At 75.0% G+C, this 25,216-nt stretch carries 20 protein-coding genes; 4 read left to right on the forward strand and 16 right to left on the reverse strand.

Going from position 1 to position 25,216, the window contains the following annotated elements; all coding sequences use genetic code 11:
• Positions 1-3: 3 nt before the first annotated feature.
• Positions 4-621 (reverse strand): bifunctional 4-hydroxy-2-oxoglutarate aldolase/2-dehydro-3-deoxy-phosphogluconate aldolase, encoded by a 618-nt coding sequence (eda, locus tag ABD160_RS02150; protein ID WP_344017849.1) that lies wholly within the window; start codon positions 619-621, stop codon positions 4-6.
• Between the two features lie 8 nt (positions 622-629).
• Positions 630-2,471 (reverse strand): phosphogluconate dehydratase, encoded by a 1,842-nt coding sequence (gene edd, locus ABD160_RS02155; protein WP_344017850.1) that lies wholly within the window; start codon positions 2,469-2,471, stop codon positions 630-632.
• A gap of 156 nt (positions 2,472-2,627) precedes the next feature.
• Between edd and ABD160_RS02160 the strand changes: the two genes are divergently transcribed.
• On the forward strand, positions 2,628-3,830 hold the full coding sequence (locus ABD160_RS02160) for an ROK family transcriptional regulator (protein ID WP_344017851.1): 1,203 nt from the start codon (positions 2,628-2,630) through the stop codon (positions 3,828-3,830).
• A 16-nt stretch (positions 3,831-3,846) separates the two neighbouring features.
• Here ABD160_RS02160 and ABD160_RS02165 read toward each other — a convergent pair whose 3' ends face one another.
• On the reverse strand, positions 3,847-4,566 hold the full coding sequence (locus ABD160_RS02165; protein ID WP_344017852.1) for a GNAT family N-acetyltransferase: 720 nt from the start codon (positions 4,564-4,566) through the stop codon (positions 3,847-3,849).
• An 81-nt stretch (positions 4,567-4,647) separates the two neighbouring features.
• Here ABD160_RS02165 and galK point away from each other — a divergent pair, with 81 nt between their 5' ends.
• Together galK and zwf are read left to right on the forward strand one after the other, a co-directional pair.
• On the forward strand, positions 4,648-5,757 hold the full coding sequence (gene galK / locus ABD160_RS02170) for a galactokinase (RefSeq protein WP_344017853.1): 1,110 nt from the start codon (positions 4,648-4,650) through the stop codon (positions 5,755-5,757).
• Between the two features lie 121 nt (positions 5,758-5,878).
• Positions 5,879-7,372: a glucose-6-phosphate dehydrogenase gene (gene zwf, locus ABD160_RS02175; RefSeq protein WP_344017854.1), complete on the forward strand. Its 1,494-nt coding sequence runs from the start codon at positions 5,879-5,881 to the stop codon at positions 7,370-7,372.
• On the opposite strand, the gene cobM is transcribed toward zwf, so the two are convergent.
• The 8 genes from cobM to ABD160_RS02215 all read right to left on the reverse strand — a co-directional run bounded on the left by cobM (position 7,366) and on the right by ABD160_RS02215 (position 18,386).
• Positions 7,366-8,118 (reverse strand): precorrin-4 C(11)-methyltransferase, encoded by a 753-nt coding sequence (gene cobM / locus ABD160_RS02180; protein WP_344017855.1) that lies wholly within the window; start codon positions 8,116-8,118, stop codon positions 7,366-7,368. The genes zwf and cobM overlap by 7 nt on opposite strands.
• On the reverse strand, positions 8,115-9,362 hold the full coding sequence (gene cbiE, locus ABD160_RS02185) for a precorrin-6y C5,15-methyltransferase (decarboxylating) subunit CbiE (protein ID WP_344017856.1): 1,248 nt from the start codon (positions 9,360-9,362) through the stop codon (positions 8,115-8,117). The genes cobM and cbiE overlap by 4 nt, the downstream gene beginning before the upstream one ends.
• Complete coding sequence (cobT, locus tag ABD160_RS02190) at positions 9,355-11,076, reverse strand: nicotinate-nucleotide--dimethylbenzimidazole phosphoribosyltransferase (RefSeq protein ID WP_344017857.1); 1,722 nt, start codon at positions 11,074-11,076, stop codon at positions 9,355-9,357. Before cobT ends, cbiE begins: the two co-directional genes overlap by 8 nt.
• A 110-nt stretch (positions 11,077-11,186) precedes the next feature.
• The gene (locus ABD160_RS02195; RefSeq protein ID WP_344017858.1) at positions 11,187-11,942 is read right to left on the reverse strand and encodes a uroporphyrinogen decarboxylase/cobalamine-independent methonine synthase family protein; all 756 of its coding nucleotides are present in this window, start codon (positions 11,940-11,942) and stop codon (positions 11,187-11,189) included.
• A gap of 3 nt (positions 11,943-11,945) precedes the next feature.
• Positions 11,946-14,078 (reverse strand): hydantoinase B/oxoprolinase family protein, encoded by a 2,133-nt coding sequence (locus ABD160_RS02200; RefSeq protein WP_344017859.1) that lies wholly within the window; start codon positions 14,076-14,078, stop codon positions 11,946-11,948.
• Positions 14,075-16,249 (reverse strand): hydantoinase/oxoprolinase family protein, encoded by a 2,175-nt coding sequence (locus tag ABD160_RS02205; RefSeq protein ID WP_344017860.1) that lies wholly within the window; start codon positions 16,247-16,249, stop codon positions 14,075-14,077. The genes ABD160_RS02200 and ABD160_RS02205 overlap by 4 nt, the downstream gene beginning before the upstream one ends.
• Entirely contained in the window at positions 16,246-16,569 is a 324-nt protein-coding gene (locus ABD160_RS02210) for an acetone carboxylase subunit gamma (protein WP_344017861.1), read from the reverse strand. The genes ABD160_RS02205 and ABD160_RS02210 overlap by 4 nt, the downstream gene beginning before the upstream one ends.
• Positions 16,566-18,386: a hydantoinase/oxoprolinase family protein gene (locus ABD160_RS02215; RefSeq protein ID WP_344017862.1), complete on the reverse strand. Its 1,821-nt coding sequence runs from the start codon at positions 18,384-18,386 to the stop codon at positions 16,566-16,568. The genes ABD160_RS02210 and ABD160_RS02215 overlap by 4 nt, the downstream gene beginning before the upstream one ends.
• Before the next feature lie 229 nt (positions 18,387-18,615).
• On the opposite strand from ABD160_RS02215, the gene ABD160_RS02220 reads away from it, so the two are divergent.
• Positions 18,616-19,911, forward strand: a complete 1,296-nt coding sequence (locus ABD160_RS02220; protein ID WP_344017863.1) for a PucR family transcriptional regulator — start codon at positions 18,616-18,618, stop codon at positions 19,909-19,911.
• Here the strand turns inward: ABD160_RS02220 and ABD160_RS02225 are convergent.
• Genes ABD160_RS02225 through ABD160_RS02245 form a run of 5 tightly spaced genes read right to left on the reverse strand, consistent with a single transcriptional unit; the run spans position 19,857 to position 25,045 of the window.
• Positions 19,857-20,645 (reverse strand): SDR family oxidoreductase, encoded by a 789-nt coding sequence (locus ABD160_RS02225; protein WP_344017864.1) that lies wholly within the window; start codon positions 20,643-20,645, stop codon positions 19,857-19,859. The genes ABD160_RS02220 and ABD160_RS02225 overlap by 55 nt on opposite strands.
• On the reverse strand, positions 20,642-21,538 hold the full coding sequence (locus tag ABD160_RS02230) for an SDR family NAD(P)-dependent oxidoreductase (protein WP_344017866.1): 897 nt from the start codon (positions 21,536-21,538) through the stop codon (positions 20,642-20,644). The genes ABD160_RS02225 and ABD160_RS02230 overlap by 4 nt, the downstream gene beginning before the upstream one ends.
• The gene (locus tag ABD160_RS02235) at positions 21,535-22,299 is read right to left on the reverse strand and encodes a crotonase/enoyl-CoA hydratase family protein (protein ID WP_344017868.1); all 765 of its coding nucleotides are present in this window, start codon (positions 22,297-22,299) and stop codon (positions 21,535-21,537) included. The genes ABD160_RS02230 and ABD160_RS02235 overlap by 4 nt, the downstream gene beginning before the upstream one ends.
• The gene (locus tag ABD160_RS02240; RefSeq protein WP_344017869.1) at positions 22,296-23,483 is read right to left on the reverse strand and encodes a thiolase C-terminal domain-containing protein; all 1,188 of its coding nucleotides are present in this window, start codon (positions 23,481-23,483) and stop codon (positions 22,296-22,298) included. Before ABD160_RS02240 ends, ABD160_RS02235 begins: the two co-directional genes overlap by 4 nt.
• The gene (locus tag ABD160_RS02245) at positions 23,480-25,045 is read right to left on the reverse strand and encodes a class I adenylate-forming enzyme family protein (RefSeq protein ID WP_344017870.1); all 1,566 of its coding nucleotides are present in this window, start codon (positions 25,043-25,045) and stop codon (positions 23,480-23,482) included. Before ABD160_RS02245 ends, ABD160_RS02240 begins: the two co-directional genes overlap by 4 nt.
• Between the last annotated feature and the right edge of the window lie 171 nt (positions 25,046-25,216).

Genomic DNA, 25,216 nt, shown 5'->3' on the forward strand with positions numbered 1-25,216 from the left:
ACCCTATCCCAGCGCCGCCGCGGCGGCCGCGAGGGACCGGATCCGGTCCCAGTCCCCGGCCGCGACCAGGTCGGGCGGGGTGAGCCAGGAGCCGCCGACGCAGGCCACGTTCGGCAGCGCCAGGTAGCCGGGCGCGCTGTCGGCGGTGATCCCGCCGGTCGGGCAGAACCGCAGGTCCGGCAGCGGTCCGGCGACCGCGGAGAGGAACGGGCGGCCGCCGGCGGCCTCGGCCGGGAAGAACTTCATCGCGGTGAGCCCGCGCTCGGCGACGGCCAGCATCTCCGAGATCGTCGAGGTGCCCGGCAGCAGATCGAGCCCGGAGTCCTCCATCGCGTCCAGCAGCCGCGGGGTGGCGCCCGGGCTGACCAGGAACCGCGCCCCGGCGTCGACCGAGAGCCGCACGTCGGCGGGCGTGCGGACGGTGCCGGTGCCGACGACGGCATCGGGCACCTCGGCGGCGATCCGGCGGACCGCCTCGGCGGCGGCCGGGGTGCGCAGGGTCACCTCGATCACCGGCAGCCCGCCGTCGACCAGCGCGCGGGCCAGCGGGACGGCGGCACCGGCGTCGTCGAGCACGACGACCGGCACGACGGGGGCCAGTTCCAGCAGCTTCTCGCTCATGGTTCCTCTCAGGATCCCGGGGCGGCGACGACCGCGCCCTCGTCGGCCGGTCCGACGGCGGCGCGGAACACGCCGAACAGCTCCCGGCCGGTGCCGAAGGCCGGCCCGGACGGGGCGGCCGGGCGGGCCGGCTCGCGGGCGTCGAACTCGTCGGCGTCGACGAGCAGGGACAGTGTGCCGTTGAGCGTGTCCAACCGGATCGGGTCCCCGTCGCGGACCTTCTGCAGCGGGCCGCCGCGGGCCGCCTCCGGGGTGACGTGCAGGGCGGCCGGGACCTTGCCGGACGCGCCGGACATCCGGCCGTCGGTGACGACGGCGACCCGCTGCCCGCGGTCCTGCAGCACGCCGAGCGCGGGGGTGAGCTTGTGCAGCTCGGGCATCCCGTTGGCGCGCGGGCCCTGGTGCCGGACGACGGCGACGAAGTCCCGCCCGTCCAGCTCGCCGGCCCGGTAGGCGGCGAGCAGGTCGTCCTGGTCGTCGAAGACGACGGCGGGTGCCTCGACGAACCGGTGGTCCGGCTCGACGGCGGAGGTCTTGACCACCGAGCGGCCGAGGTTGCCGTGCAGCACGCGCAGTCCGCCGTCCGGCGAGAACGGGTCGCCGACGCCGCGCAGCACGGACTTGTCCAGGCTCTCGGCCGGGCCCTCCCGCCACACCGGCCGCCCGTCGTCGAGGAACGGCTCGCGGGTGTAGCGGTGCAGGCCGGGCCCGTCGACGGTGCGCACGTCGTCGTGCAGCAGGCCGGCCCCGAGCAGCTCCCGGACCAGCAGCGACATCCCGCCCGCGGCCTGGAAGTGGTTCACGTCGGCGTGCCCGTTGGGGTAGATCCGGGCGAGCAGCGGGACGACCGCGGACAGGTCGGAGAAGTCGTCCCAGGTGATCCGGACGCCCGCCGCCGCGGCCATCGCGACCAGGTGCATGGTGTGGTTGGTCGAGCCGCCGGTGGCGAGCAGCGCGACGATCCCGTTGAGCACCGCCCGCTCGTCGACGATCTCGCCCATCGCCCGGTCCGGGTCGTCGGCGGCGGCGAGCGCGCGGCGCGCGGTCTCGGCGGTCAGCGCCGCCCGCAGCGGGGTGCCGGGATTGACGAACGAGGAGCCCGGCAGGTGCAGGCCCATGACCTCCATGAGCAGCTGGTTGGAGTTCGCGGTGCCGAAGAACGTGCAGGTCCCCGGCCCGTGGTAGCTCTGCGACTCGGCCTCCAGCAGCTCGTCGCGGCCGACCTCGCCGGCCGCGAACGCCTGCCGGATCCTGGCCTTCTCCTTGTTCGGCAGGCCGGACGGCATCGGGCCGGCCGGGGCCAGCAGCACCGGCAGGTGGCCGAACGACAGCGCGCCCATCACCAGCCCGGGGACGATCTTGTCGCAGACGCCGAGCAGCACCGCGGCGTCGAACATGTCGTGGCTCAGGGCGACCGCGGTGGACATCGCGATGACGTCGCGGGAGAACAGCGACAGCTCCATCCCGGCGCGGCCCTGGGTGATGCCGTCGCACATGGCGGGCACGCCGCCGGCGACCTGGGCGACCCCGCCGGTCTCGCGGACGGCCGAGCGGATCAGCTCCGGATAGCCCTCGAACGGCTGGTGCGCGGACAGCATGTCGTTGTAGGCGGTGACGATCGCCAGGTTGCGGGCCGGGGTGGCGGTGAGGGTCAGCTTGTCGGGGCCGCAGGCGGCGGCGCCGTGCGCGAGGTTCGCGCAGCCGAGGCTCTCCCGGCCGGGACCGGCCGGGGCGGCCCGCCGGGCCGCACGGATGCGCTCGAGGTAGGCGGCGCGGGTGGTCGCCGAGCGGGCGACGACCCGCCGGGTGACCTGGTCGAGGACGGGATGCGGTTCCGGGATGACGGTCACGATGCGTCCCTCTCCTGGGGGTGGTGGGCGGAGGTGCCGGACCGGGCGGAGCGTGCCCGTGATCTGCACTCTAACGAGGTAGTTAAGTACTCACAAGACGTTAGTGTCAGCCGATCGGCGTTTTGCCAGCTCAAAGCCCTGTGGTTGACTGGACGAATGCGAGGACGCACCCCGACCAGCGCGCCCGCGACGGCGGGCGAGATCTTCCGGCTGGTCCGGGACGGCACCGCGGCCACCCGGACCGAGATCGGCCGGGAGACGGGGCTGTCCCGGACCGCGGTCGCCGCGCGGGTCGACCGGTTGCTCGCCGACGGCCTCGTCACCGAGGTGGTGGGCGCCGCGGCGACCGGCGGGCGGCCCGCCGCGCGGCTGGAGTTCAACGCGGCGGGCGGCACCGTGCTGGCCCTGTCGGTCGGGGTCAGCCGGAGCAAGGCGGCGGTCTGCGACCTCACCGGCGCCGTGCTGGCGGAGGCGGTCGTCGACCTGCCCGCCTCGGTGGGGCCGCACCGGCTGCTCGGCGACGCTGTCACCACGCTGGAGAAGCTGCTGCTCGACGCGGGCGCCGACGACGCGGGGATCCGCGGGCTCGGCCTGTCCGTCCCGGGCACCGTCGACGACCGCAACGGCTGGTCGGTGGGCGTGCCCTCGCTGCCCGGCTGGGAGCGGATCGCGCTGCCGCCGCTGCTGACCGAGCGCTTCGCGGTGCCGGTCCGGGTGGACAACGACGTGAACGTGATGGCGCTCGCCGAGCACGCCGCGCATCCCGACGTCGACGACCTGCTGATGGTGAAGATCGGTTCCGGGGTCGGCGCCGGGCTGGTGTCCGGCGGGTTCCTGCAGCGCGGGGCCTGGGGCGCCGCCGGGGAGATCGGGCACATCCCGGTGCACGACGGCCCGGGGATCGGCTGCGGCTGCGGCAACATCGACTGCCTGGAGGTGCTGGCGTCCGGCCGGGCGCTGGTGCGGGACCTGTCGGCGGGCCGGCCGGACGGCGAGGTGACCTCGATCGCCGACGTGGTGGCGCTGGTGAAGCAGGGCGACCCGGACGCGGTCCGGCTGGTGCGGATCGCCGGTCGCAGGCTCGGCGAGGTGCTGGCCGCCGCGGTGAACCTGGTGAACCCGGCGCTGGTGGCGATCGGCGGTGACCTGGTCGGCGCGTTCGATCCGCTGGTCGCCGGGGTGCGCGAGGCGATCTACCGGCGGTCGATGGCGACCGCGACGCAGAACCTGCGGATCGAGCCCGGCCTGCTGAGCGGGCGCAGCGGCGTGATCGGCTGCGCGATCCTGGTGCTCGACGAGGTGCTCTCGGCGACCGCGGTGGACCGCGCGGTGAGCGCCCCGGCGGGCCGCGCCGGGTGACCCCGGCCGGCCGGGGTCACCCGCCGTCCGGGGTCCGCAGCAGGTCGAACCGCATCTCCCGGCTCACCTCGAAGCCCATCTGCCGGTACAGCCGGATCGCGCCGGTGTTCACCGCGGAGGCGTGCAGCAGCGGCCGTTCGCCGCGCGCGACGATCCCGGCGATCACCGCCCGGACCAGCCGCCCGGCCAGGCCCTTGCCGCGGAACAGCGGATCGGTGCAGACGGCGCTGATCTCGGTGGCGCCGGCACCGCCGGTGCCGCCCAGGCGCATCCGCTCCCCCGCCATCGCGACCAGCCTGCCGTCGTGCCGGATGCCGAGGAACCGGCCGAGCTCGGCGGTGCGGGCCAGCCACGGGCCGGGCTCGGTGCGGGCGGTCAAGTCGGCCATCTCGGCGCGGTCGGCGGGGCCGAGCTCGATCGCGTCGTCGTCCGGCTCGCCGGGCGCGGCGGAGCCGTCCATCTGGACGCCGGGGAAGGCCCGCTCCAGCCGCCAGCCGATCGGCAGGGCGGGCGGCCCGTCGCCGGCGCGGACCAGGACGACCGGCTCGCCGGGCCCGCAGAGCGCCGCGAGATCGGCCCAGTCGCCGTCCTCGGGGTGCAGCGGCATGCCGCCGAACGGGGAGACGTCCGGCGCGAAGCGGGCGGCCCGGCCGCGGACCGTGCCGAACTCGCGCAGCCGGCCGTTCAGGGTGTCCGGGACCGGATTGCGCAGGGCGGCGTCGAGATCGGCTGGCACGCCCCGATCCTGCCCCGGCGGCGCCCGGCCCGGGCCCGCGGGGCATGCTCGCCCGCACCCGTCGCAGTGAGGAGCGTCGCGATGTCCACCGAGGCCGCGCCGTCCGGGGTCTGGTTCGCCCCCGGCCGGGTCAACCTGATCGGCGAGCACACCGACTACAACGAAGGGTTCGTGCTGCCGTTCGCGCTGCCGCACCGGGCGGTGGTGACCGCGTCGGCGGTGTCCGGCGGGTCCAGCCGGGTGCGGTCGGCGCAGCAGGACGGCGTGGTGGAGTTCCGGGCGGCCACGGTGGCGCCGGGCGAGGTGACCGGCTGGGCGGCGTACCTGGCCGGGACCTGCTGGGCGTTCCGGGAGGCCGGGTTCCCGGTCGGCGAGGTCGACCTGCGGCTGGACTCGGACGTGCCGGTCGGGGCGGGCCTGTCGTCGTCGGCGGCGGTGGAGTGCGCGGTCGGGGTGGCGCTGGCCGGGCTCGCCGGGGTGCCGGTCGACCCGACCGGGCTGGCCCGGATCGCCCGCCGCGCGGAGAACGCCTTCGTCGGCGCGCCGACCGGCGGGATGGACCAGATGGCGTCGATGCACGGCAGGCCCGGCCGGCTGGTCTTCCTGGACACCCGCGACGACACCGTCGAGCTGGTGCCGTTCGATCCGCCCGCGCACGGCCTGGAGCTGCTGGTGATCGACTCGCGGGCGCCGCACGCGCACGCGGACGGCGAGTACGGCGCCCGGCGGGCCGACTGCGAGGCGGCGGCCGCGGCGCTCGGCGTGCCCGCGCTGCGCGACGCGCGCCCGGCGGACCTGCCGCGGATCGCCGACGAGCGGATCCGGCGCCGGGCCCGGCACGTGGTCACCGAGAACGAGCGGGTGCTGCAGGTGGTGGCGCTGCTCTCCGGTGGCGCGGATCCGCGGGAGATCGGCCCGCTGCTGGACGCCTCGCACGCGTCGATGCGCGACGACTTCGAGATCACCGTGCCGCACGTGGACGTGGCGGTGGCGGCGGCCCGGGCCGGCGGGGCGGTCGGGGCCCGGATGACCGGCGGCGGTTTCGGCGGGTGCGTGATCGCGCTGTGCGACACCGGCCGGGTCGGCGCGGTGACGGCGGCGGTGCGCGCCGCGTACGCCGAGCGCGGCTGGCCGGCGCCGGTGGTGTTCCCGGGACGGCCGAGCGAGGGCGCGGGCCCGCTGCCCGGTTAGGCTTTTGAAAGCCCGATCGGAATCGGTACAGTACGGAAGGGCTGCCCTGAGCGGCGCTCCGACAGGCACCTCTGTTCCCGATCGATCGAGGAGACGGCTCGTGCCGCATCCACATCCCGTCATGGATCCTGCCGACATCGTCGTGTTCGGCGGCACCGGCGATCTCGCCATGCGCAAGCTCCTGCCCTCGCTTTACCTGCGCGACCGCGACGACCAGCTGGCGCCGGGCACCCGGATCGTCGCGGTGTCCCGGTCCGGTCTCGACGACGCCGGCTACCGGGACAAGGTCGACGCCGAGCTGCGGGCCACCGCGCCGCGCTGGGCCGGTGTGGACGTGTGCGCCGACGACGCGGTGCACCAGCGGTTCCTCGGCCGGCTGCACCACGTGACGCTGGACGTCGCCGACGACGACTGGTCCGCGCTCGCCGACCTGCTCGGACCGCAGGACCGGCGGATCCGGGTGCTGTACCTGGCGTCGGCGCCGCAGCTGTTCGGCCGGATCTGCGTGGGCAGCGCGGCGGCCGGCATCGTCGACGACCGCACCCGGGTGGTGCTGGAGAAGCCGCTGGGCCACGACCTGGCCTCGGCCCGCGCGATCAACGACGAGGTCGGCTCGGTGTTCGCCGAGGAGCAGATCTTCCGGATCGACCACTACCTCGGCAAGGAGACCGTGCAGAACCTGCTGGTGCTGCGCTTCGGGAACTCGCTGTTCGAGCCGCTGTGGAACGCCGGCCAGATCGACCACGTGCAGATCACCGTGTCCGAGTCGATCGGCGTCGGGAACCGGGCCGACTACTACGACGGCAGCGGCGCGCTGCGGGACATGGTGCAGAACCACCTGCTGCAGCTGCTGTGCCTGGTCGCGATGGAGCCGCCGGCCCGGATCGACGGCGAGGGCGTCCGCGACGAGAAGCTGAAGGTGCTGCAGTCGCTGCGCCCGCTGGACGGCCCGGACGTGGTGCGGGACACGGTGCGCGGGCAGTACACCGAGGGCCTGGTCGACGGCGCCGCGGTGCCCGGCTACGCCACCGAGCTGGCCGAGTCGCGGGCCGGCACGGCCCGCGAGCGGGAGCGGTCCACGACCGAGACGTTCGTCGCGCTGCGCGCCGAGGTCGCGAACTGGCGGTGGGCGGGGGTGCCGTTCTACCTGCGCACCGGCAAGCGGCTGGGCACGCACGCGTCGGAGATCGTGGTGCAGTTCAAGCCGGTCCCGCACTCGATCTTCCCGGCGTTCGGCGAGGAGCTGCCGGCGAACCGGCTGGTGCTGCGGCTGCAGCCGGACGAGGGGGTGCGGCTGCACATGACCGCCAAGCAGCCCGGCCCCGGCGGGATCCGGCCGATCCCGGCGCCGCTGGACCTGTCGTTCGCCCGCACCTTCGGCGACCGGCTGCCGGACGCCTACGAGCGGCTGCTGATGGACGTGCTGCGCGGCAACCCGACGCTGTTCATGCGGCGCGACGAGATCGAGGCCGCCTGGACCTGGGCGGAGCCGATCCTGCGCACCTGGGAGGCGACCGGCCAGCACCCGCGTCCGTACGCGGCGGGGAGCAACGGCCCGGCCTCGGCCACCGCGCTGGTCGAGCGGGACGGCCGGGCCTGGCACGAGGACTACTGAGGCAGGTCCCGGCAGCGGTCGTTCGAGTACAGGTGCGAGTCGGGGAAGTGCCGGGCGGCCAGCGCCTCCCCCACGATGATCACCGCGGTGCGCTCGATGCCCGCCTCCCGGACCGCCTTGGGCATCCCCTGCAGGGTGCCGCGCAGCACGATCTCGTGCGCCCGGGAGGCGTGCGCGACGACCGCGGCCGGGCAGTCGCCGCCGTAGGCGGGGGCCAGCGCGTCGACGGCCTCGTCGATCCGGTGCACGGCCAGGTGCAGCACCACGGTGCCGCCGGCCTTCCCGAGCGAGGCGAGGTCCTCGGCGGGCGGCATCGGGGTGGCGCGGGCGGCGACCCGGGTGAGGGTGACGGTCTGCGCGACCGTCGGGACGGTCAGCTCCCGGCCCAGCGCGGCGGCCGCGGCGGCGTAGGCGGGGACGCCGGGGCACACGTCGTAGGGCACGCCCGCGATCTCCAGCCGGCGGATCTGCTCGGCCATCGCGGAGAACACCGACGGATCGCCGGAGGCGAGCCGGGCGACGTCCAGGCCGTGCCGGTGCGCCCGGACCATCTCGTCGAGGATCTCGTCCAGGGTCATCAGCGCGGTGTCGACGGTGCGCGCCCCGGGCGGGCAGATGTCCAGCATCTCCGGCGGCACCAGGCTGCCCGCGTACAGGCAGACCGGCGCGGCGGCGATCAGGTCCCGGGCCCGCAGGGTCAGCAGATCGACCGCGCCCGGGCCGGCCCCGATGAAGTGCACCGTCACGGCGCGTCCCCCTTCTCGTACGTCCAGATCGTCACCGGCATCGACGGCCGCCAGCCGTGGAACCCGGCCCCGCCCGGAGCGGCCGTGCCCCGGCCGATCGGCTCGGCCACGGCCACCTGCACCCGGACCAGCTCGCCGCCGTGCCCGGCGTGCGCGGCGGCGAGCAGCGCCTCGGTCTGCACGGTCACCGCGTTGGCGACCAGCCGGCCGCCCGGGCGCAGGGCGTCCAGGCAGGCGTCGAACACGCCGTCCCGGGTGAGACCGCCGCCGACGAAGACCACGTCCGGTTCCGGCAGCCCGGCCAGCGCGCCGGGGGCGCTGCCGGTGACCACCCGCAGGCCGGGGACGCCGAGCGCGGCGGCGTTGCGCACGATCCGCTCCGCGCGTTCCGGCCGGGACTCGACGGCGATCGCGCGGCACGCCGGATGGGCGCGCATCCACTCGATCCCGATCGAGCCGGAGCCCGCGCCGACGTCCCACAGCAGCTCGCCGGGCCGTGGCGCCAGCCGGGCCAGGGTGACGGCGCGGACGTCGCGCTTGGTGAGCTGGCCGTCGTTCTCGTAGACGCCGTCGGGCAGGCCGGGGGTCTCGCCGGGCGGGTGCAGGCCGTCGTCGGGGACGCACTCGAGCGCGACCACGTTGAGCGGGTCGCTCCCGCCGCGCCAGCCGGCCGCGGTGCCGGTGACGGTCCGCTCGTCGCCGGCGCCCAGCCGTTCCAGCACGGTGAGCCCGGACCGGCCCCAGCCGGCGCCGGTGAGCAGCGCGGCGATCTCGGCCGGTGATCCGGCGCCGGCCGAGAGCACGAGCAGCCGGGCGCCGGGCGCGAGGGCGCGGCGCAGCGCGTCGAGCGGGCGGCCGACGACGCTGAGCACCCGGACGTGCTCGGCGGCCCAGCCCAGCCGGGCGCAGGCCAGCGCCACCGACGACGGGTGCGGCAGCACCCGCAGCCGCTCCGGCCCGGCGATCCGGGCGAGCGTGGCGCCGATCCCGAAGAACATCGGGTCGCCCGAGGCGAGCACCGCGATCCGGCGGCCGGCGAGCTCGTCGAGGATCCCGGGCAGCGCCGGGACCAGCGGGGACGGCCAGGCCCGCCGCTCCCCCGCGACGTCGGCGGGCAGCAGGTCGAGCTGGCGCGGTCCGCCGAGCAGCAGCTCTGCCTCGCGCAGCGCCGCCCGGGACGGCTCCGCCAGCCCGGCCCACCCGTCGGCGCCGATCCCGACGACGGTGATCGGCGGGTCACCCATCGGTCTTGTCCGTGACCCCTGCGCTGTCGAAGGTCGCGACGTCGGCCATCGCCCGGGCCGCGCCCTGCAGCACCGGGAGCGCGAGCAGCGCGCCGGTGCCCTCGCCGAGCCGCATGTCCAGCTCCAGCAGCGGGGTGAGGCCCAGGTGCCGCAGCGCGGCGGCCCCGCCCGGCTCGGCGGAGCGGTGCCCGGCCAGGCAGTAGCCGGTCGCGTCGGGCGCGAACGCGGCCGCGGCGAGCGCGGCCGCACCGGCCGAGACGCCGTCGAGCAGCACCGGAACCCGCAGCGCGGCGGCGCCCAGCACCAGCCCGGCGAGCCCGGCGTGCTCGAACCCGCCGACCGCGGCGAGCACGCCGAGCGGATCGGCCGGATCGGGCCGGTGGCGCTCCAGCGCCTCCCGCACGACCGCGGTCTTGAGCGCCAGCGTCTCGTCGTCGACGCCGGTCCCGCGGCCGGTCACCTCGGCCGGGTCGGCGCCGGTGAAGGCGCAGATCAGGGCGGCCGCCGCGGTGGTGTTCGCGATGCCCATGTCGCCGGTGAGCAGGCAGCGGTTCCCGGCGGCCACCAGGTCACGGGCCACCTCGATGCCGTGCTCGAGCGCGGTGCGGGCCTGCTCGCGGGTCATCGCCGGCCCGGCGGTCATGTCGGCGGTGCCGCGGGCGACCTTGCGCGGCAGCAGCCCGGGGACCGGGTCCAGCTCGCCGGCGACGCCGACGTCGACGACCTGCACCTCGACGCCGAGCTGGCGGGCGAACGCGTTCACCACGGCGCCGCCGCCGGTGAAGTTCGCGACCATCTGCGCGGTGACCTCCTGCGGCCACGGCGTCACGCCGCGGGCGTGCACGCCGTGGTCGGCGGCGAACACCGCGACCGCGGCCGGCACGGGCACCGCGGGCACCGGCTCCCCGGCGATCCCGGCGAGTGCGACGGCGACGTCCTCGACCCGGCCGAGCGCGCCGCGCGGCTTCGTCATCCGGTCCAGCCGGTCCGCGGCGGCGGCCCGGGCGGCCGCGTCGACCGGCCCGACGGCGTCCACCGTGGACTCCAGCAGGGCGGCCGGTGCGGCGCCGGGCAGCCCGCGGTTGCCCCAGGTCCCCTGGTGCACCGCCCAGTCCAGCGGGCGGCGCCGGGCCCAGCCGTGCTGCTCCAGCTCCGGCCGGTCCGGGAACTCCTCGACGTGCCCGACGCACAGGTAGGCGACGAGCTGCACGTGCCCGGGCAGGCCGAGCAGCTCGTGCACGGCGGCCAGCCCGGCGTCGTCGAAGAAGCTGACCCAGCCGACGCCCAGGCCCTCGGCGCGGGCCGCCAGCCACAGGTTCTGCACGGCCAGCGCCGCCGAGTACGTGCCCATCTCGGGCCGGCCGTGCCGGCCGAGGGTGTGCCGGCCGCCGCGGGTCGGGTCGGCGGTGACGGCGACGTTCAGCGGGGTCTCCCGGATCGCCTCGATCCGGATGTCGCGCAGCGCCTCCGCCCGCGCGCCGGGCAGCGACGCGGCGTACCGCTCGCGGTGCTCGGCGACCAGTGCGTGCACCCGGTCCCGCACGGCGGCGTCGTGCACCAGCACGAAGTCCCACGGCTGGGAGAACCCGACGCTCGGCGCGGCGTGCGCGGCCGCCAGCACCCGGGTGAGCACGGCGTCGTCGACCGGGTCCGGCCGGAACCCGGTGCGGACGTCGCGGCGGGAGTGCAGCACGTCGTAGAAGTCCCCGTGCACCCCTGGCCTCCTGATGGTCCCCTGCGCAGCTGATCCGTGATCGACGGCGAACGAGCCGACCACACGCCGCACGGGGCGGTCAACCGGACCGGGTGGGCCGGTCGGGGAGGTCACATCGGGCGTTCACCCGCCGCACGGACCGTCGCCAGGTCGCAGTCGTACGGGACGGGGCCGTCGGTGAGCACCAGCTCGGGCGCCGAGGCGCCGGTCCAGGACGACCAGGCCCGCTCGAAGCCGGCCGCGGTGCCGTCCGGGGCGAACACGGCGGGATCGACGAGCAGCGCGTCACCGCTGCCGTCCGGTCGTGCACGCAGCACGCCCGCGGTGGCCGGGACGGGGCCGCCGCGGAGCAGCACGGGGGTTCCGAGGATCGCGGCCCGGCGCAGCAGCGGGGCCAGCGCGTCGGCCGGCGCCGGTCCCGGCTCGTCGGACTCCCAGACGAGCAGCCGGGTCGCCCCCGCCTCCACCTGTGCCGACGCCAGACCGGCCAGTGCGTCAGCACAGTCGGTGACCAGCTCCGGGTCCGGCGTCCCCCCGCCCGCGAGTGCACGGGCCAGCGCGACGGGACCGGTGAGCGAGGCCGCCACCGCCGTGCGGGGGAACAGCCCGGCGAGCACCCGGGTGAGCTCCAGCAGCGGCGCGACCGCGGCGGAGCCGGGCAGCGGGCGGTCCAGCGGATCACCGCCCGCCGCCCGTACGGCGTCCGCCTCGGCTTGTGGGTCGTGGTGGGTCACCACCCAGTCCGGCCGGGCGAGCGCGGCCGCGTCCCGCACCCGGTAGGCCCAGCGGGCGGGATCGGTGCGGGCGCCGACAGGTACGCCCCCGATGCGGGCGGCGACCTGGTCGAGGACGGGGACGAACAGCACCGCTCAGCCCTGCCCCTCCGGCCACTCCCAGGACCCCAGGAAACCCAGGTGCTCGGGTGGGGTGTCCGCGCGCCAGCCCGCCACGAAGTCGTCGTAGCGCCGGCCGCGGGCGATCCGGTCGGCGCGTTCGGCGGTCCGGGCCGCCTCGGTCGCCGCCCCGTCGAGCTCCATCCGCTGCGGGTCCCACACCAGCCGGTACACCTGGCGCGCCACCTCGGGGCTGATCAGGCCACGCCGCAGGTCGGTCATGGCGTCGCGCGGATCCCGTTCGAGCGGGTCGCCGTAGCCGCCACCGCCGCCCATCCGCTGGATCCAGATGTCACCCTCGGCGACCGGGTCGGCGGGCTGGACGGGGTTGCCGACCTCGTAGGTCCCGGGCAACGGGCGGTCGGCGACCATGGACGGCCCGTCGTAGGTGATTCCCTTCGCGCCGCCCGCCAGCCAGGCGCGTACCGCCTCGATCCCGCCGTCGGGCCGGATCCGGGTCAGCGGCGTGCAGCTGCCGCCGTAACCGCCGAACATGCCGGCGGTCACCGGGAACCGGCCGCCCATGCTGGTGATCCCGAACCCGAACATCTGGCTGCCGTAGAGCATGTACGCCCACTCGACGGATGCGCCGCCGCGGAACCGCCCGAAGCCGTGGTTGTCGGCCGGGATCTCGCGCCACAGCCCGAGCAGCGGGAGCTCGGACTCGCGGGTCTCCATCTCACCCCAGTCCGACACCGGCGCGAACACCGGGCCCGCGGCGTGCTCGCCGTCGGCGTCGCAGCGCGCCCCGCCACCGGCGGCGTTCATCTCGGTGGAGACGTTCGCGGTGACCTGCATGTGCTGGGTCAGGCCGCCGTACTGCAGGGTCGGGATCATCGCGTACCAGGGCGCCATCGGCTTGGCCGGGCCGGGCGCGGCGAACATCGCCTTGGTGACGGCCTGGTGCAGCGCCGCGTTCAGGCAGAACATGGTGGTCAGTGACAGCGACGAGGGGTGCTCGGTGTCGGCGGTGAGGATCGAGCCCGGTTCCAGGTCGTAGTCGAGTGCGGCGATGAACCCCGCGGTGCGCGGCAGGTCCCCGTAGAGGAAGTTCATGAACAGGTTCGCCACCATGGCGCGGGTGAAGTGCGCCTGCGTGTTGAGCGCCCGGTCGATGGCCGGGGCGCTGCCCGCGGTCCGCACGGTGAGGGTGTCGCCCCGCTTGTCCAGCTCGACGTTCAGCTTGAACAGGCGCTCCTCCAGCAGGGTCGTGTCGCCGAAGTGGACACCGCGGTAGGTGCCGTCCGGCCAGGCCGAGATCCGGCGGCGCACCTCGGCCTCGGTGTTCTCCAGCACCGAGCGCAGAGTGGCGATCAGGAGCTCCGGCGAGCGTTCGGCCATGAACTCGTGCATCCGGCGTTCGACGGCGCGGGCGCCGGCGAGCTTCGCGCGGATGTCGGTGAGCCACAGCAGCGGGTCGCGGACCTGGTTCTGGAACATGTTCACCACGTCGCGGCGCAGCGTGTAGCCCTCACCGATCTTCATCGGCGGGATCCGGACGCCCTCGGCGTACTTGGTGGTGGCCCGCACGGCGAGCCCGCCCTGGTCCAGCGAGGCGCCGTTCTCGCCCTCGTGCACGACCGCGCCGATCCAGGCGATGTGCTCGCCCGCCCAGTACAGCGGCAGCAGCAGGGTGTGGTCGGGATTGTGCGTGCCGCCGTAGTTGGCGTCGTTGTGGTAGAAGACGTCACCCTCGGCGAGCCCGACGGTGGGCTCGTCGGCCCAGTACCGGTTGACGAACTTCGGCACCGGCGAGGTCGTCGCGGAGAACATGTTCACCCCGCCGGAGGTGGCGACGGCGAAGTCGCCCTCCCGGGTGTAGATGCCGACGATGAGGTCGCCCCACTTGGCGGCGGAGGAAGCGCTGATCTGCTGGAGCATCTGCATGCTCGACTCGAGCACCGCCTCGACCCGGCCGAGCCCGACGGCCAGGTCGGTCGGGTCGGTCACGGCGGCGAGTGCCTCGTCCTCGCGGTCGGTGCGCGGGCGCAGCCGGAACTCGCCGGTCAGCTCGGCGTCCGGGCCGTACATCACCGGCCGGTTCTCCAGCAGGTCGTCGAGGAACGCCTCGGTGTCGTCGCTGCCGGTGGTCGTCTCGGGGGTGCTCATCGGTGGTCCTCTCGCCGCATCCGGAAGAAGCCGTGGGTGTCGAGCTCGCCGTGCCAGCCGGGCTCGACGACGATCGTGGTGTCGGGGGCCTCGAGGATCGCCGGCCCGGCGATCCGGTGTCCGGGGGTCAGGGCCGGATAGGCGTAGACGTCGGTGGTGACCGGCTCGGCGCCGCCCCACCGGCAGTCCCGCCGGCCGCGCAACGCCGCGCGCGCATCGGATCCGTCGGCGGTACGCGCCCTGGGTGCCGGCGCCGGGCGCGGGATCCGGGCCCGGACGCGGACCGTGTCGATCGCGACGCCGACCTCCCGGGTCAGGGCGAGATCACCGAACCGGTCGCCGTACTCGGCGAAGTAGGTCTTCAGCACGGCGACCAGGTCGTCCCGGCCGGAGATCCGCTCGACCGGGCTGGCGACGGTCACCACGTCCAGCTGGCCGAGCGCCCGGATGTCCAGCTCGACGGCGGTCACGATGTCGTCCGGGCCGTGGCCCTGGCCGGCGAAGTCGGCCAGGGCACGCTCCCGGAAGCCGTCGACGATCGCGTTGAACCCGTCGATGTCGGTGAGCAGCTGCTTGGTCAGCGGGTTGAACAGCACCATCCACACGGACTGCTCGTAGATGTGCAACCGCTCCAGCCCGGCGGCGCCGGCGGCGGAGAAGACCGAGCTGTGCGGCGGGACGACGACCTCGCGCGCGTCCAGCGCCGCCGCGTAGCCGCAGGCGTGCAGCGGTCCGCCGCCGCCGAAGGAGAGCACGGTGAACTCCCGCGGGTCGTAGCCCTTGGTGGTGATCCCCTTGAAGATCTCGGCGCCCATCGTCTCGTCGACGATCCGGCGGATCCGGTGTGCCGCCTCCGGGACCGAGATTCCCAGCGGGCCGGCGATCCGGCGTTCCACGGCCCGTTCGGCCCGCCGCAGGTCAAGGGGCAGCCGGCCGCCGTGGTAGGTGTCCGCGGCGAGGTGGCCAAGGATCAGGTTGGCGTCGGTGACGGTGGGTTCGGTGCCGCCCTGCCCGTAGCAGGCCGGGCCGGGTGTGGAGCCCGCCGACTCGGGGCCGACCGCGATACCGGAGATCGGGTCGAGCCGGGCGATCGAGCCGCCGCCCGCGCCGATCGCGGAGATGTCCATCATCGGCAGCTGCACGTGCCAACGGTCGATCACCGGATGGAAGTCGTAGAAGCGGACCGATCCGTCGACGACGATGCCGACGTCGAACGAGGTGCCGCCCATGTCGGTGGTGACGATCTTGTCGAGGCCGCGGGCCCGGGCGATGTGCCTGCTGCCGTACAGCCCGGACACCGGGCCCGCGTGCACGGTCTGGATCGGCGACGTCCCGGCCAGCCCGCCCATCCCGCCGCTGTTGTGCACCATCAGGAGCTCGCCGAGGTAGCCCCGGGCGCGCAGCTCGTCACGCAGCGCGGAGAGCCGGTCCGCGGTGAACCGGTGCAGGTAGGCGTCGATCGTGGCGGTCATCGACCGGGCGTACTCACCCGCCCGGCCGGACACCTCGTGGGACAGGATCGTCGGGAACCGGCCCAGGTAGCTGTCGGGGTACTCGTGTTCCACGATCTCGCGCACCAGCTGCTCGTGCGCCGCGTTCAGGTGGGCGTTGAGCAGGCACACCACGAACCCGCGCACGCCCTGGTCGACCAGGTCGAGGACCCGGTCGCGGATCTCGTCCGGGTCGAGCGGGATCACCACCCGCCCCGCCGAGTCGATCCGCTCGGTCAGCCCGACGATGCGTTCCGGTTCGACGAGTGGCTGCGGCCGGGTGGCACGGGGCAGGTCGCGGGTGGCCGCTGCGGGCAGCCCGTCGGCCCACTGGCGGCACCGCCCGATCGGCACGGTGGCGGTGTGCCCGCGGGTGGTGATCAGGCCCAGCCGGGGGCCGGTCCGCTCGATCAGTGCGTTCGTGCCGAGCGTGGTGGCGTAGCGGATGGCGCCGGTGCCGGCGAGCAGCTCGTCGGTGTCCCGGCCGGCCGCCGCGGCGATGTCACCGACGGCGCGCAGGAACCCGACCGACAGGTCGTGGTGCGTGGTCAGCGCCTTGGCGGTGTACACGGTGCCGTCGCGGTCGGTGGCGAGGCAGTCGGTGAAGGTGCCGCCGATGTCGACGTTGATCTCTGCCCGGTTCGAGGGGCTGTTCCCGGGAGTGCGGCGCACGGCGTTCATCGGGCCTCCAGCGTGTCGAGGTCGATCTCGATGTCCCGCACCAGCGGGTGTCCCGGCGGCAGGTACTCCGCCTCCACCTGCGCGCCGCAGCCGGGGCAGTAGTACTCGACGATCCGGCACCAGGCCGGGTCCGGTGCGACGTCGTGGCCACCGTCGAAGCGCGGTGGGTGGATCTCCCTCGGGTCCCGGTCGTGCAGCAGCAGGCCGCGCTTGTAGTCCTCGCCGGCCGGCCCGATGCGGTGGTCACACCGCTCGCAGTGCCAGCTCGCCGTGGCCAGGTCGATCACCAGGTACTCGGTGATGCGGATCCGGTCGCTCATCGGTCGCTCCCCCCGGTCGGGGCGCCGAGCAGGGCGGCGCCGTGGTCGTCGACCCGCAACGTCCAGCCGGGCGGGACGCAGAGGGTGGTGTCGGCGGAGTCGACCAGCGCGGGGCCGGTGACGACGGTGCCGGCGGCCGGCCCCTGCGGGCGCAGTACCGCGGTGTCCAGCCGTCCGTGTCCCGGCCAGTACACCGGCCGGTCGCTCGTGCTCCCGCCCGCCGTCGCCACCGGGAGGCGAGGGCCGGTCGGTGGATGGTGGGGCAACCGGTGGACGCCTTCCACCACCACCCGCCGGTGCTCGTCGTGCCCGACCCGGGTCACGGTCAGCTCGACGTCCGTCGCCGCGATCCCCTCCCCGCGCATGTCGCGCAGCACCCGCTCCCGAAGGGACGCCCCGTCGGCGCCGTCGGCGGGTGCGTCGTGCACGTGCCGGACGTCCACGGTCGAGGCGCCGTAGGCGGAGAACACCGGACCGAACGGCAGCACGAGGACCGAGCGGATGCCGGCGGCCGCGGCGATCGCGGCGCCGTGGGTGGCGCCGTTGCCGCCGAAGGCGAGCGCCGTCACCGTCGCCGGGTGCACGCCGCGGCGGTGCAGCTCGGCGGCGATCCCGGTGCCCGCGGCGCGGTGGGCGGTGTCCAGGGCGCGGGCCGCGATCTCCTCCACCGTGATCCCGAACCGGTCGGCGAGCGGGGTGAACACCCGGCGGGCCGCGGTGACGTCGAGCTCCATCCCCCCGCCGAGGAAGGTCTCCGGCCGCAGTACACCGAGCACGGCATCGGCGTCGGTCACGGTCGGCTCGGCGCCGCCGAAGCCGAAGCAGGCCGGACCGGGGCTGGCGCCGGCGCTCTGTGGGCCGACCCGTAGCTCCGTGCCGTCGGCCCAGGCGATCGAGCCGCCGCCCAGGCCGAAGGCCAGCAGGTCGGGCAGCGGGAGGTCGATCTCCACCCCGGCGACCACCCCGTGCTCGTGGTAGGGGACCTCGCCGGAGCGCAGGACCGACACGTCCAGGCTGGTCCCGCCCATGTCCAGGGTGACCAGGTCGCGGATCCGGTGGTGCCGGGCGACCGCGGCCGCCCCGAGCAGCCCGGCCGCCGGGCCGGAGTTGTAGGTCTTCGCCGCGACCGTGCGCGCCACCCGGGCGGCCCGGCCGTCGTTGTGCACCACTCGAAGCGGCCGGGCGTAACCCTGGTCGCGCAGATAGTCCTCGGCCCGGTACAGGTAGTCGGCGACGTCGGGATGGACGTAGGCGTTGAACAGCGCGGTGGCGGCCGCGCGCACCGGGTCCCTGCCCGCGGACAGCTCACCGGCCCGCAGCATCGGGACCGCGTCCAGGCAGTGCCGGGGGTGGTGCTCGGTGAACGTCGCGGCCATCGACGTCTCCCGGGCCGGGTCGGCGGAGGCGACGACGAGCCCGCGGGCGCCGTCCTGGAGCAGCCCCCGGGTCTCCGCCAGGCCGCTCGTGCCGTCCGGGACCCGGGCGACCATCCCGGTGTCGACGAACGTGCCGACCCCGGTCCCCGGTCCCCCGGCCGCGATCGTCGTGTCGTCGGTCAGCAGCCCCAGCCGGGGGCCGCTGCGCTGGATCACCGTGTTCGTCCCGACGGTCGTCGCGTAGCGGACGGCGACCGTGTCCCGCAGCATGTCCGGCACACCGGTGCCGAGACGCTCCGCCGCGGCCTCCACCGCCGCCCGGAAGCACAGCGCGAGATCGTGCGGGGTGGTGAGCGTCTTCGCGGTGTGGACTGTGCCGTCGCGCACCACGAACACGTCGGTGAAGGTCCCTCCCGTGTCGATGTCGATCGTGACCGGCATACCCGTCCCTCCGTGGTCCCGGTGCGCCGAGTCGGGCTGCACCTGCTCACCGGGCAGCCTTCTGCCGGTGGCACCGGTCCTCAATGGGCCCGGCCGACACCGTCCGGTGGCGGCGTCGCACATCGGCGGCGCGCTGCACCGGAGGCCCGCCGGGCCACCCTGCGCGCAGGACGAAGTTCCCTGCGCGCAGCGACTTGCCGGTGCCCCCCGGCGCGGCCAGGGTCCGGGCATGACCCGATCGACGACGATCGGCCGCGCGGGTGGGTCCACCCCGCAGGCCTGGCTGGCCGGATGGCTGCGCCGCGACATCGAGTCCCTGCTGGACCCGCTGGTGTCGGCGCTCACGACGGCGGTGCCGGAGATCCTGGTCGCCGCCGACGCCCCGGACCGGCACGTGCGGGACGCGGTGCGCATGCACCTCACGACGCTGACCCGCTGCTTCACACCCGAGGAACCGGATTCCGAGATCGCGATGCCGTCGCTGGTCGCCCGCTACACACGGGCGCTTGCCCGACACGACGCGGTGGCCCTGCCGGTGCTGTTGCGGTCGTTCGAGACGCTGCACGCCGCGCTGTGGCAACACCTGGTCACAGCGCTGCACACCGCGGACCCGCGGCCGTCCGCGGTCGAGCGGGCAGCCGTCATGGAGTGGGCGGCGGCCCGGCTGTTCGCCTACTTCCGGACCGCGAGCGAGCGGACCGCCTCGCTGTACGGGACCGAACTGGCGTTGCTCGAGCGCCGGGCGACGTCCCGCCGGACCGACCTGGTGACGGGGCTGCTCGGCGGGACGGTGGATCCGGCGGCGGCACAGCGCGAGCTGGGCTACGACCTGGGTGCCCGGCACGTCGGGTTCGTCGCCTGGACCGACCGCGGATCCGGGCCGGACCGGCTCGACGGCGCCGTCCGGACCGTGGTGGAGGCGCTGCGACCGCAGCGCCGGCTCCGGGTCCCCGGCGACGGCCGGTCCGTCCACGGCTGGCTGGTCTGTCACGGGGAGGGGTGGCGCGAGCTGGCGGCGCGGCGCAGCCTCCCGCCGGGCGTGCACATCGCCTGGGGTGGCCCGGCCTCCGGGTACGATGGATTCCGCACCACCCACGCCGAGGCACAGGAGGCCCGCCGGGTCGCCGACGCACTCGGCTCGGCGGGCACCGTGCTGTTCGACGACGTCGCGGTACTCGCGCTGGCCACCCGGGACGATTCCGCAGCGACCGCGTTCGTGGCGAGGACGCTCGGCAGGCTGGCGGCCGGCGGCGACGAGGCCGACCGGCTGCTGCGGACCCTGCGGGTGCACCTGGCCGAACTGGGCAGCCCGACCCGCACCGCCCGCCGGCTGCACGTGCATCCGAACACCGTGGTCAAGCGGATGGAACGGATCGAGTCACTGCTGGGGCGTCCGGTGGACCCGGCCGATCTGGCGCTGCGCACCGCCACCGAGCTGTCCACGATGGTCGCCCGGCCGGACCAGGCCGGTCAGGTGCAGCCGGAGACCCCGCCGTCGACCGGCAGCACGACGCCGGTCAGGTAGGAGCCGGCCCGCGAGGACAGGAAGACGGTCGCCCCGACGACGTCGTCCGGGCGGCCCCAGCGGCCGCGCGGGATCCCGGCCCGGACCGCGTCGTGGGCGTCCGGGTCGTCGGCCACGAAGGCGCTCATCCGGCTGGGGAAGTAGCCGGGCGCGATCGCGTTGACGGTGACGTGCTCGGCCGCCAGACGGCGGGCGAGGTGCCGGGTCAGCATGTGCACAGCTGCCTTGGTGGCGCTGTAGGGGTAGTTCTCCAGCTCGGTCACCCGCAGCCCGGCCAGCGACCCGATGTTGATCACGCGCGCCGGATGGTCGTCGGTCGCCGCGGCGCGCAGTGCGGGCAGCAGCGAGCTGGTGAGCCGGAAGACGCCGGTGAGGTTGACCCCGACGAGCTTGTCCCAGGCGTCGTCCGGGAAGTCGTCGATCGGCGCACCCCAGGTGGCGCCCGCGTTGTTGACGAGGATGTCCAGCCGCCCGCCGAGTCGCCCGTCGACGGCCGCGACGAGGGCTCGCGCGCCGTCCGGTGTACCGACGTCGGCCGGGACGCCGGTGCAGCGCGCTCCGAGCCGGTCGGCGACCGCCGCACAGGCCGCCGGCTTGCGCGAGGACACCAGCACCCGGGCACCCGCCGCGAGGAGCCCCTCGGCGATCATCAGCCCGATCCCGCTGGTCCCGCCGGTCACCAGCGCGGTGCGGCCGGTCACGTCGAACAGGCCGGCCGGAGGCACATCGGTCACAGCGCCACCGAGTAGCCGCCGTTGACCGGCATCGTCTGGCCGGTGATCCACGACGCGCCGCGCGAGGCCAGGAACACGATCATCGCCGAGGCGTCCGACGGTTCACCGATCCGGCGCACCAGGTAGCGGCTCAGCAGCTGCTTGCGCAGCGCCGGATCGGCCAGGTACGCGTCCGTCGCCGGGGTCCGGGTGGCGCCGAGCGCGACGCTGTTGGCGGTGACCGCGTACCGGCCGCCCGCCCGGGCCAGCGCCCGGGTCAGGCCGGCCGCGCCGGCCTTGGCGGCCGAGTAGGCCTCCAGGCCGCCGGTCTCGCCGACCCGTCCGGCATCCGAGATCACGGTGACGATCCGGCCGCCGGCGCCGGCCTCGACCATCTGCGCCAGCGCGTGCCGGGCGCAGTTCAGGACGCCGTGCAGGTTCACCCCCAGCGACGGTGACCAGTGCTCCGGGCCCTGCTCCCAGAACGGCAGCGCCGGCGGCGCAGCGCCCCCGCCGCCCTGGTTCCCCGCGTTGTTGACCAGCACCCCGACCGGTCCGTGTGCGTCGCGGGCCCGGGCGAACATCGCGCCGACCGCGTCGTAGTCGGTGACGTCGCACGCCACCCCGGTCGCCGTGCCACCCAGGCCGCGGATCTCGGCGGCTACCGCATCGGCCCGTGCGGCGTCCACGTCGTTGACCAGCACCGCACCCGCGCCGCGGGCGGCGAGGTCGAGGGCGACCTGCCGGCCGACCCCCTGCCCGGCACCGGTGACCAGGGCCACCCGGCCCTCGATGTCGGTCCCGGCTGCATCTGTCGCGTTCGTGCCCAGCGTGTCCGTGCCCAGCGTGTCCGTGCCCAGCGTGTCCGTGCCCAGCGTGTCCGTGCCCGTCGCGTTCGTGCCCGTCGTCTTCATCGTCCCTTCCACACCGGCTCCCGCTTCTCGGCGAAGGCCGCCAGGCCCTCGCGGTAGTCCTCGGACGCCAGCACGGTGTCCACGTACCGCTGCTGGGCCGTCCAGCTCTCCTCGTCCGTCCACTCCGGACCGTGCCGGACGATCGCCTTGCTGGCCCGGACCGCGACCGGCCCCCCGGCGGCGATCTCGGCGGCGAGCCGGAGGGCGACCTCCAGCGCCTGACCGGGCTCAGCCAACCGGTTGACCAGCCCGAGCTCGTGGTACCGCTCGGCGTCCCAGGCCGCGCCGGTCAGTGCGGCCTCCATCGCCAGCGCGTACGGGATCCGCCGGGGCAGCCGGAACAGCCCGCCGCCCATCGCCGGGAATCCGCGCCGGGCCTCGGGAAGGCCGATCCGGGCACCGCGGGCAGCGACGACCAGGTCACAGGCGAGCGCCAGCTCCAGGCCGCCACCGAGTGCGTGGCCCTCCACCGCCGCGATGATCGGCTTCTCCGGCGGGCGGGCCATCAGCCCGCCGCCGCCGCGCCGCTCGGTACGGCCTAGCTCGCCCCGGGCCGCGGCCTTCAGGTCCTGGCCGGCGCAGAACGTCCCGCCGGCCCCGGTGAGCACTGCGACCCGCAGTCCGTCGTCGGCGTCGAAGGCGTCGATCGCGGCCTCCATCGCCTCGGCCGTGGCACGGTCGAAGGCGTTGCGGCGCTCCGGCCGGTCGATCGTGAGGACGACGACCGCGTCCCGGCGTTCCACCAGCAACGGGCCGCTCACGACTGCGCCATCCGGTAGAGGGTGACGACGCCGGCGCTGCCGAGGCCGACGTTGTGCGCAAGGGCGAGCCGCGCGCCGTCGACCTGGCGGGGCCCCGCCTCGCCGCGCAGCTGCCAGCTGAGCTCGGCGCACTGGGCGAGCCCGGTGGCGCCGAGCGGATGGCCCTTCGAGATCAGCCCGCCGGACGGGTTGACCACCCAGCGTCCGCCGTAGGTGGTGGCGCCGGCGTCGACGAGAGCGCCGCCCTCTCCCTCTGCGCACAACCCGAGCGCCTCGTAGGTGAGGATCTCGTTGACCGAGAAGCAGTCGTGCAGCTCGATCACGTCGATCTCGTCGGGCCCGATCCCGGCCTGTTCGTAGACCTGGCGGGCGGCCCGCCGGGAGACCGGTGTCCCGACGATGTTGACCGCACTGTCGTAGGCGTCGGTGGTGTCGGTGGCCAGCGCCTGGGCGACGATCTCGACCGCCCGCCCGGCGGCGCCCAGCCGGTCGACCACCTCCTCGGAGACGACGACGGCGGCGGCCGCCCCGTCCGAGGTGGGCGAGCACTGCAGCTTGGTCAGCGGCGGGCAGACCGCGGTGGAGTCCAGGATCTCCTGCAGGGTGTGGACGTCCCGGAACTGTGCGTACGGGTTGTCCGCGGAGTGCCGGTGGTTCTTCTCGGCGACCTTGGCGAACTGCTCGGGCGTGGTGCCGAACCGGGCCGAGTGTTCGTTGCCGGCCGCCCGGAACATCTCCAGCACGACCGGTGCGCCCGTCGGCTCGTGCAACCCGGCGAGCGCCTCGACGAACTTGCCGACCGGATTCGCCGACTGCGGGTGGGTGGGGGTGCCGAGCGAGCCGCGCTGCATCTTCTCGAAGCCCAGCGCCAGCACGCAGTCGGCCAGCCCGCCCTGCACCAGCTGTCGGGCGTAGAGCAGGGCGGACGAGCCGGAGGCACAGTTGTTGTTGACGTTCACGACCGGGATGCCGGTCATGCCCAGCTCGTAGACCGCGCGCTGACCCGCGGTCGAGTCTGCGTGCACGAACCCGGCGCAGACCTGTTCGACGTCGCGGTACCCGATGCCCGCGTCGCGCAGGGCGGCGTCGGCGGCGCGGTGGGCGAGTTCGGGGTAGTTCGGGTCGGGACGGCCGGGCTTGCTGAACTCGGTCATTCCGACACCGAGCACGTAGGCGGTTCTCATCGCGGGTGTACTGCTCCTCGGCTCGGCTGTGCGGATTGCGGGGCGTACCGGGCGCGGACCTCGCGCCGTAGCACCTTCCCGACGGCGGACTTGGGCAGCTCGGTGTCGAACCGGACGCTGGTCACGCGCTTCACCGGCCCGAGGCGCTCGCGGGTCCAGGCGATCAGCTCGTCCTCGGTGACCTCGGCACCCGGTTCGGGAACGACCAGCGCCAGCGGCGTCTCACCCCACTTGTCGTGCGGTACACCGACGACCGAGGCGTCACGGACCGCGGGGTGCTCCGCCAGCGCGTTCTCGATCTCGGTCGGCCACACGTTGAACCCACCCGAGATGATCATGTCCTCCTTGCGGTCGGTCAGGAAGAGGAAGCCGTGCTCGTCCAGGTAGCCCATGTCCCGGGTGAGCACGGACCCGTCGGGCAGCATCCGGGCACGGGTGGCCTCGGGGTCGTCCCAGATGCCGTCGAACACCGACGGGTTGTGCGCCGCGACCTCGCCGACGGTCCCGGCCGGGACGGACCGCCCACCCTCGTCGACGATCGTGATCCGGGTGTTCGGCGTCGCCCGCCCGGCCGACCGCAGCCAGCGGCCGCCCTCGGCCAGGTGGTCGGCCGGCGACAGCACCGACACCGGCGCGACCTCGCTCTGGCCGTAGAGCTGGAGCAGGATGTCGCCGAAGACCTCGCGGGCCCGGTCGAGGGCGGTGGCGGTCATCGGGGAACCCCCGTAGACGAACTGCCGCAGGCTGCGCAGGTCGGTCCGGCCGGCCGCCGGGTGCCCGGCCGCGAGCTGGACCATCGTGGGCACGCCGAAGGTGAGGGTGCAGCGGTGCCGCTCGATCGCGGCGAGGAAGGCACCGGGTTCGAACGCGCGGAGCACCGCCACCGCACCCCCGGCGGCCAGCACACCGAACACCGGCATGATCGTTGCGTGGGCCAGCGGCCCCGCCGCGAGGTAGATGTCGTCGTTGCGGAGCGGGATCAGCGCGGCGGTGGTCTCGGTGCCGACACCGGTCCAGGCCCGGCAGGAGTGCACGATGCCCTTGGGTGTGCCGGTGGTCCCTGCCGAGAACCGGATCGTCTGCGGCGCATCGGGGTCCGGTGCGACCCCACGGTCGACCGGGGACGCCGCGGCGAGCAGGTCGTCGTAGCCGTGTGCCCCGGCCGGGGCCGGGCCGTCGAGCACGATCACGTGGCGCAGTGCACCGGCGCCGGCCAGATGCGGAGCGATCAGGTCGTGATGGGTGCGCTGCGCGATCAGCACCGTGGCGCCGATCGTGTCGAGCAGTGCGACGTTCGTCGCGGGAGTGTTGTGCGTGTAGAGCGACGCACGGACGTACCCGCCGAGGGCGACACCCAGGATCAGCTCCAGCGACTCCGGGCTGTTGTCCGTCAGGGTGGCGACCCGCTCCCCCGGTCGCACGCCCAGACCCGCCAGCGCGTTGCCGAGGCGGCAGCTCCGCTCGTACAGGCCCGTGTAGTCGAGCGTCATGTCGTCGCAGATCACGGCGGGGCGGTCGGGGTGGTCGCGTGCGCCGGTCCGGATCAGGGTCGCGAGATCCATCCGTCGTCCTCCGGGCTCCCGCCGGTCGTGGGCCGCCCGGACTCCGGCGGGCTGCGCCGGGCGTGCGTCCCACGCTAGGAACGGTCCGGGGACGCTCCAATGGAGCGAGCCGCCACCGTGCGGTGGTGGGCGGGCACAGGGCCTCGTCGGGCTCGGACGCCGCCGCCCGGA

The sequence above is a fragment of the Pseudonocardia kongjuensis genome, assembly GCF_039526905.1.
Taxonomy (GTDB): domain Bacteria; phylum Actinomycetota; class Actinomycetes; order Mycobacteriales; family Pseudonocardiaceae; genus Pseudonocardia; species Pseudonocardia kongjuensis.

Bases quoted from the DNA above. Each gene is read 5' to 3' on its own strand.
- galK (WP_344017853.1), top strand. From the start codon at position 4,648: ATGTCCACCGAGGCCGCGCCGTCCGGGGTCTGGTTCGCCCCCGGCCGG.
- ABD160_RS02205 (WP_344017860.1), bottom strand. From the start codon at position 16,249: ATGAACGCCGTGCGCCGCACTCCCGGGAACAGCCCCTCGAACCGGGCA.
- ABD160_RS02200 (WP_344017859.1), bottom strand. From the start codon at position 14,078: ATGAGCACCCCCGAGACGACCACCGGCAGCGACGACACCGAGGCGTTC.
- ABD160_RS02240 (WP_344017869.1), bottom strand. From the start codon at position 23,483: ATGAGAACCGCCTACGTGCTCGGTGTCGGAATGACCGAGTTCAGCAAG.
- ABD160_RS02220 (WP_344017863.1), top strand. From the start codon at position 18,616: ATGACCCGATCGACGACGATCGGCCGCGCGGGTGGGTCCACCCCGCAG.
- ABD160_RS02160 (WP_344017851.1), top strand. From the start codon at position 2,628: ATGCGAGGACGCACCCCGACCAGCGCGCCCGCGACGGCGGGCGAGATC.
- cbiE (WP_344017856.1), bottom strand. From the start codon at position 9,362: ATGGGTGACCCGCCGATCACCGTCGTCGGGATCGGCGCCGACGGGTGG.
- ABD160_RS02215 (WP_344017862.1), bottom strand. From the start codon at position 18,386: ATGCCGGTCACGATCGACATCGACACGGGAGGGACCTTCACCGACGTG.
- ABD160_RS02210 (WP_344017861.1), bottom strand. From the start codon at position 16,569: ATGAGCGACCGGATCCGCATCACCGAGTACCTGGTGATCGACCTGGCC.
- zwf (WP_344017854.1), top strand. From the start codon at position 5,879: ATGGATCCTGCCGACATCGTCGTGTTCGGCGGCACCGGCGATCTCGCC.
- ABD160_RS02245 (WP_344017870.1), bottom strand. From the start codon at position 25,045: ATGGATCTCGCGACCCTGATCCGGACCGGCGCACGCGACCACCCCGAC.
- eda (WP_344017849.1), bottom strand. From the start codon at position 621: ATGAGCGAGAAGCTGCTGGAACTGGCCCCCGTCGTGCCGGTCGTCGTG.
- ABD160_RS02230 (WP_344017866.1), bottom strand. From the start codon at position 21,538: ATGAAGACGACGGGCACGAACGCGACGGGCACGGACACGCTGGGCACG.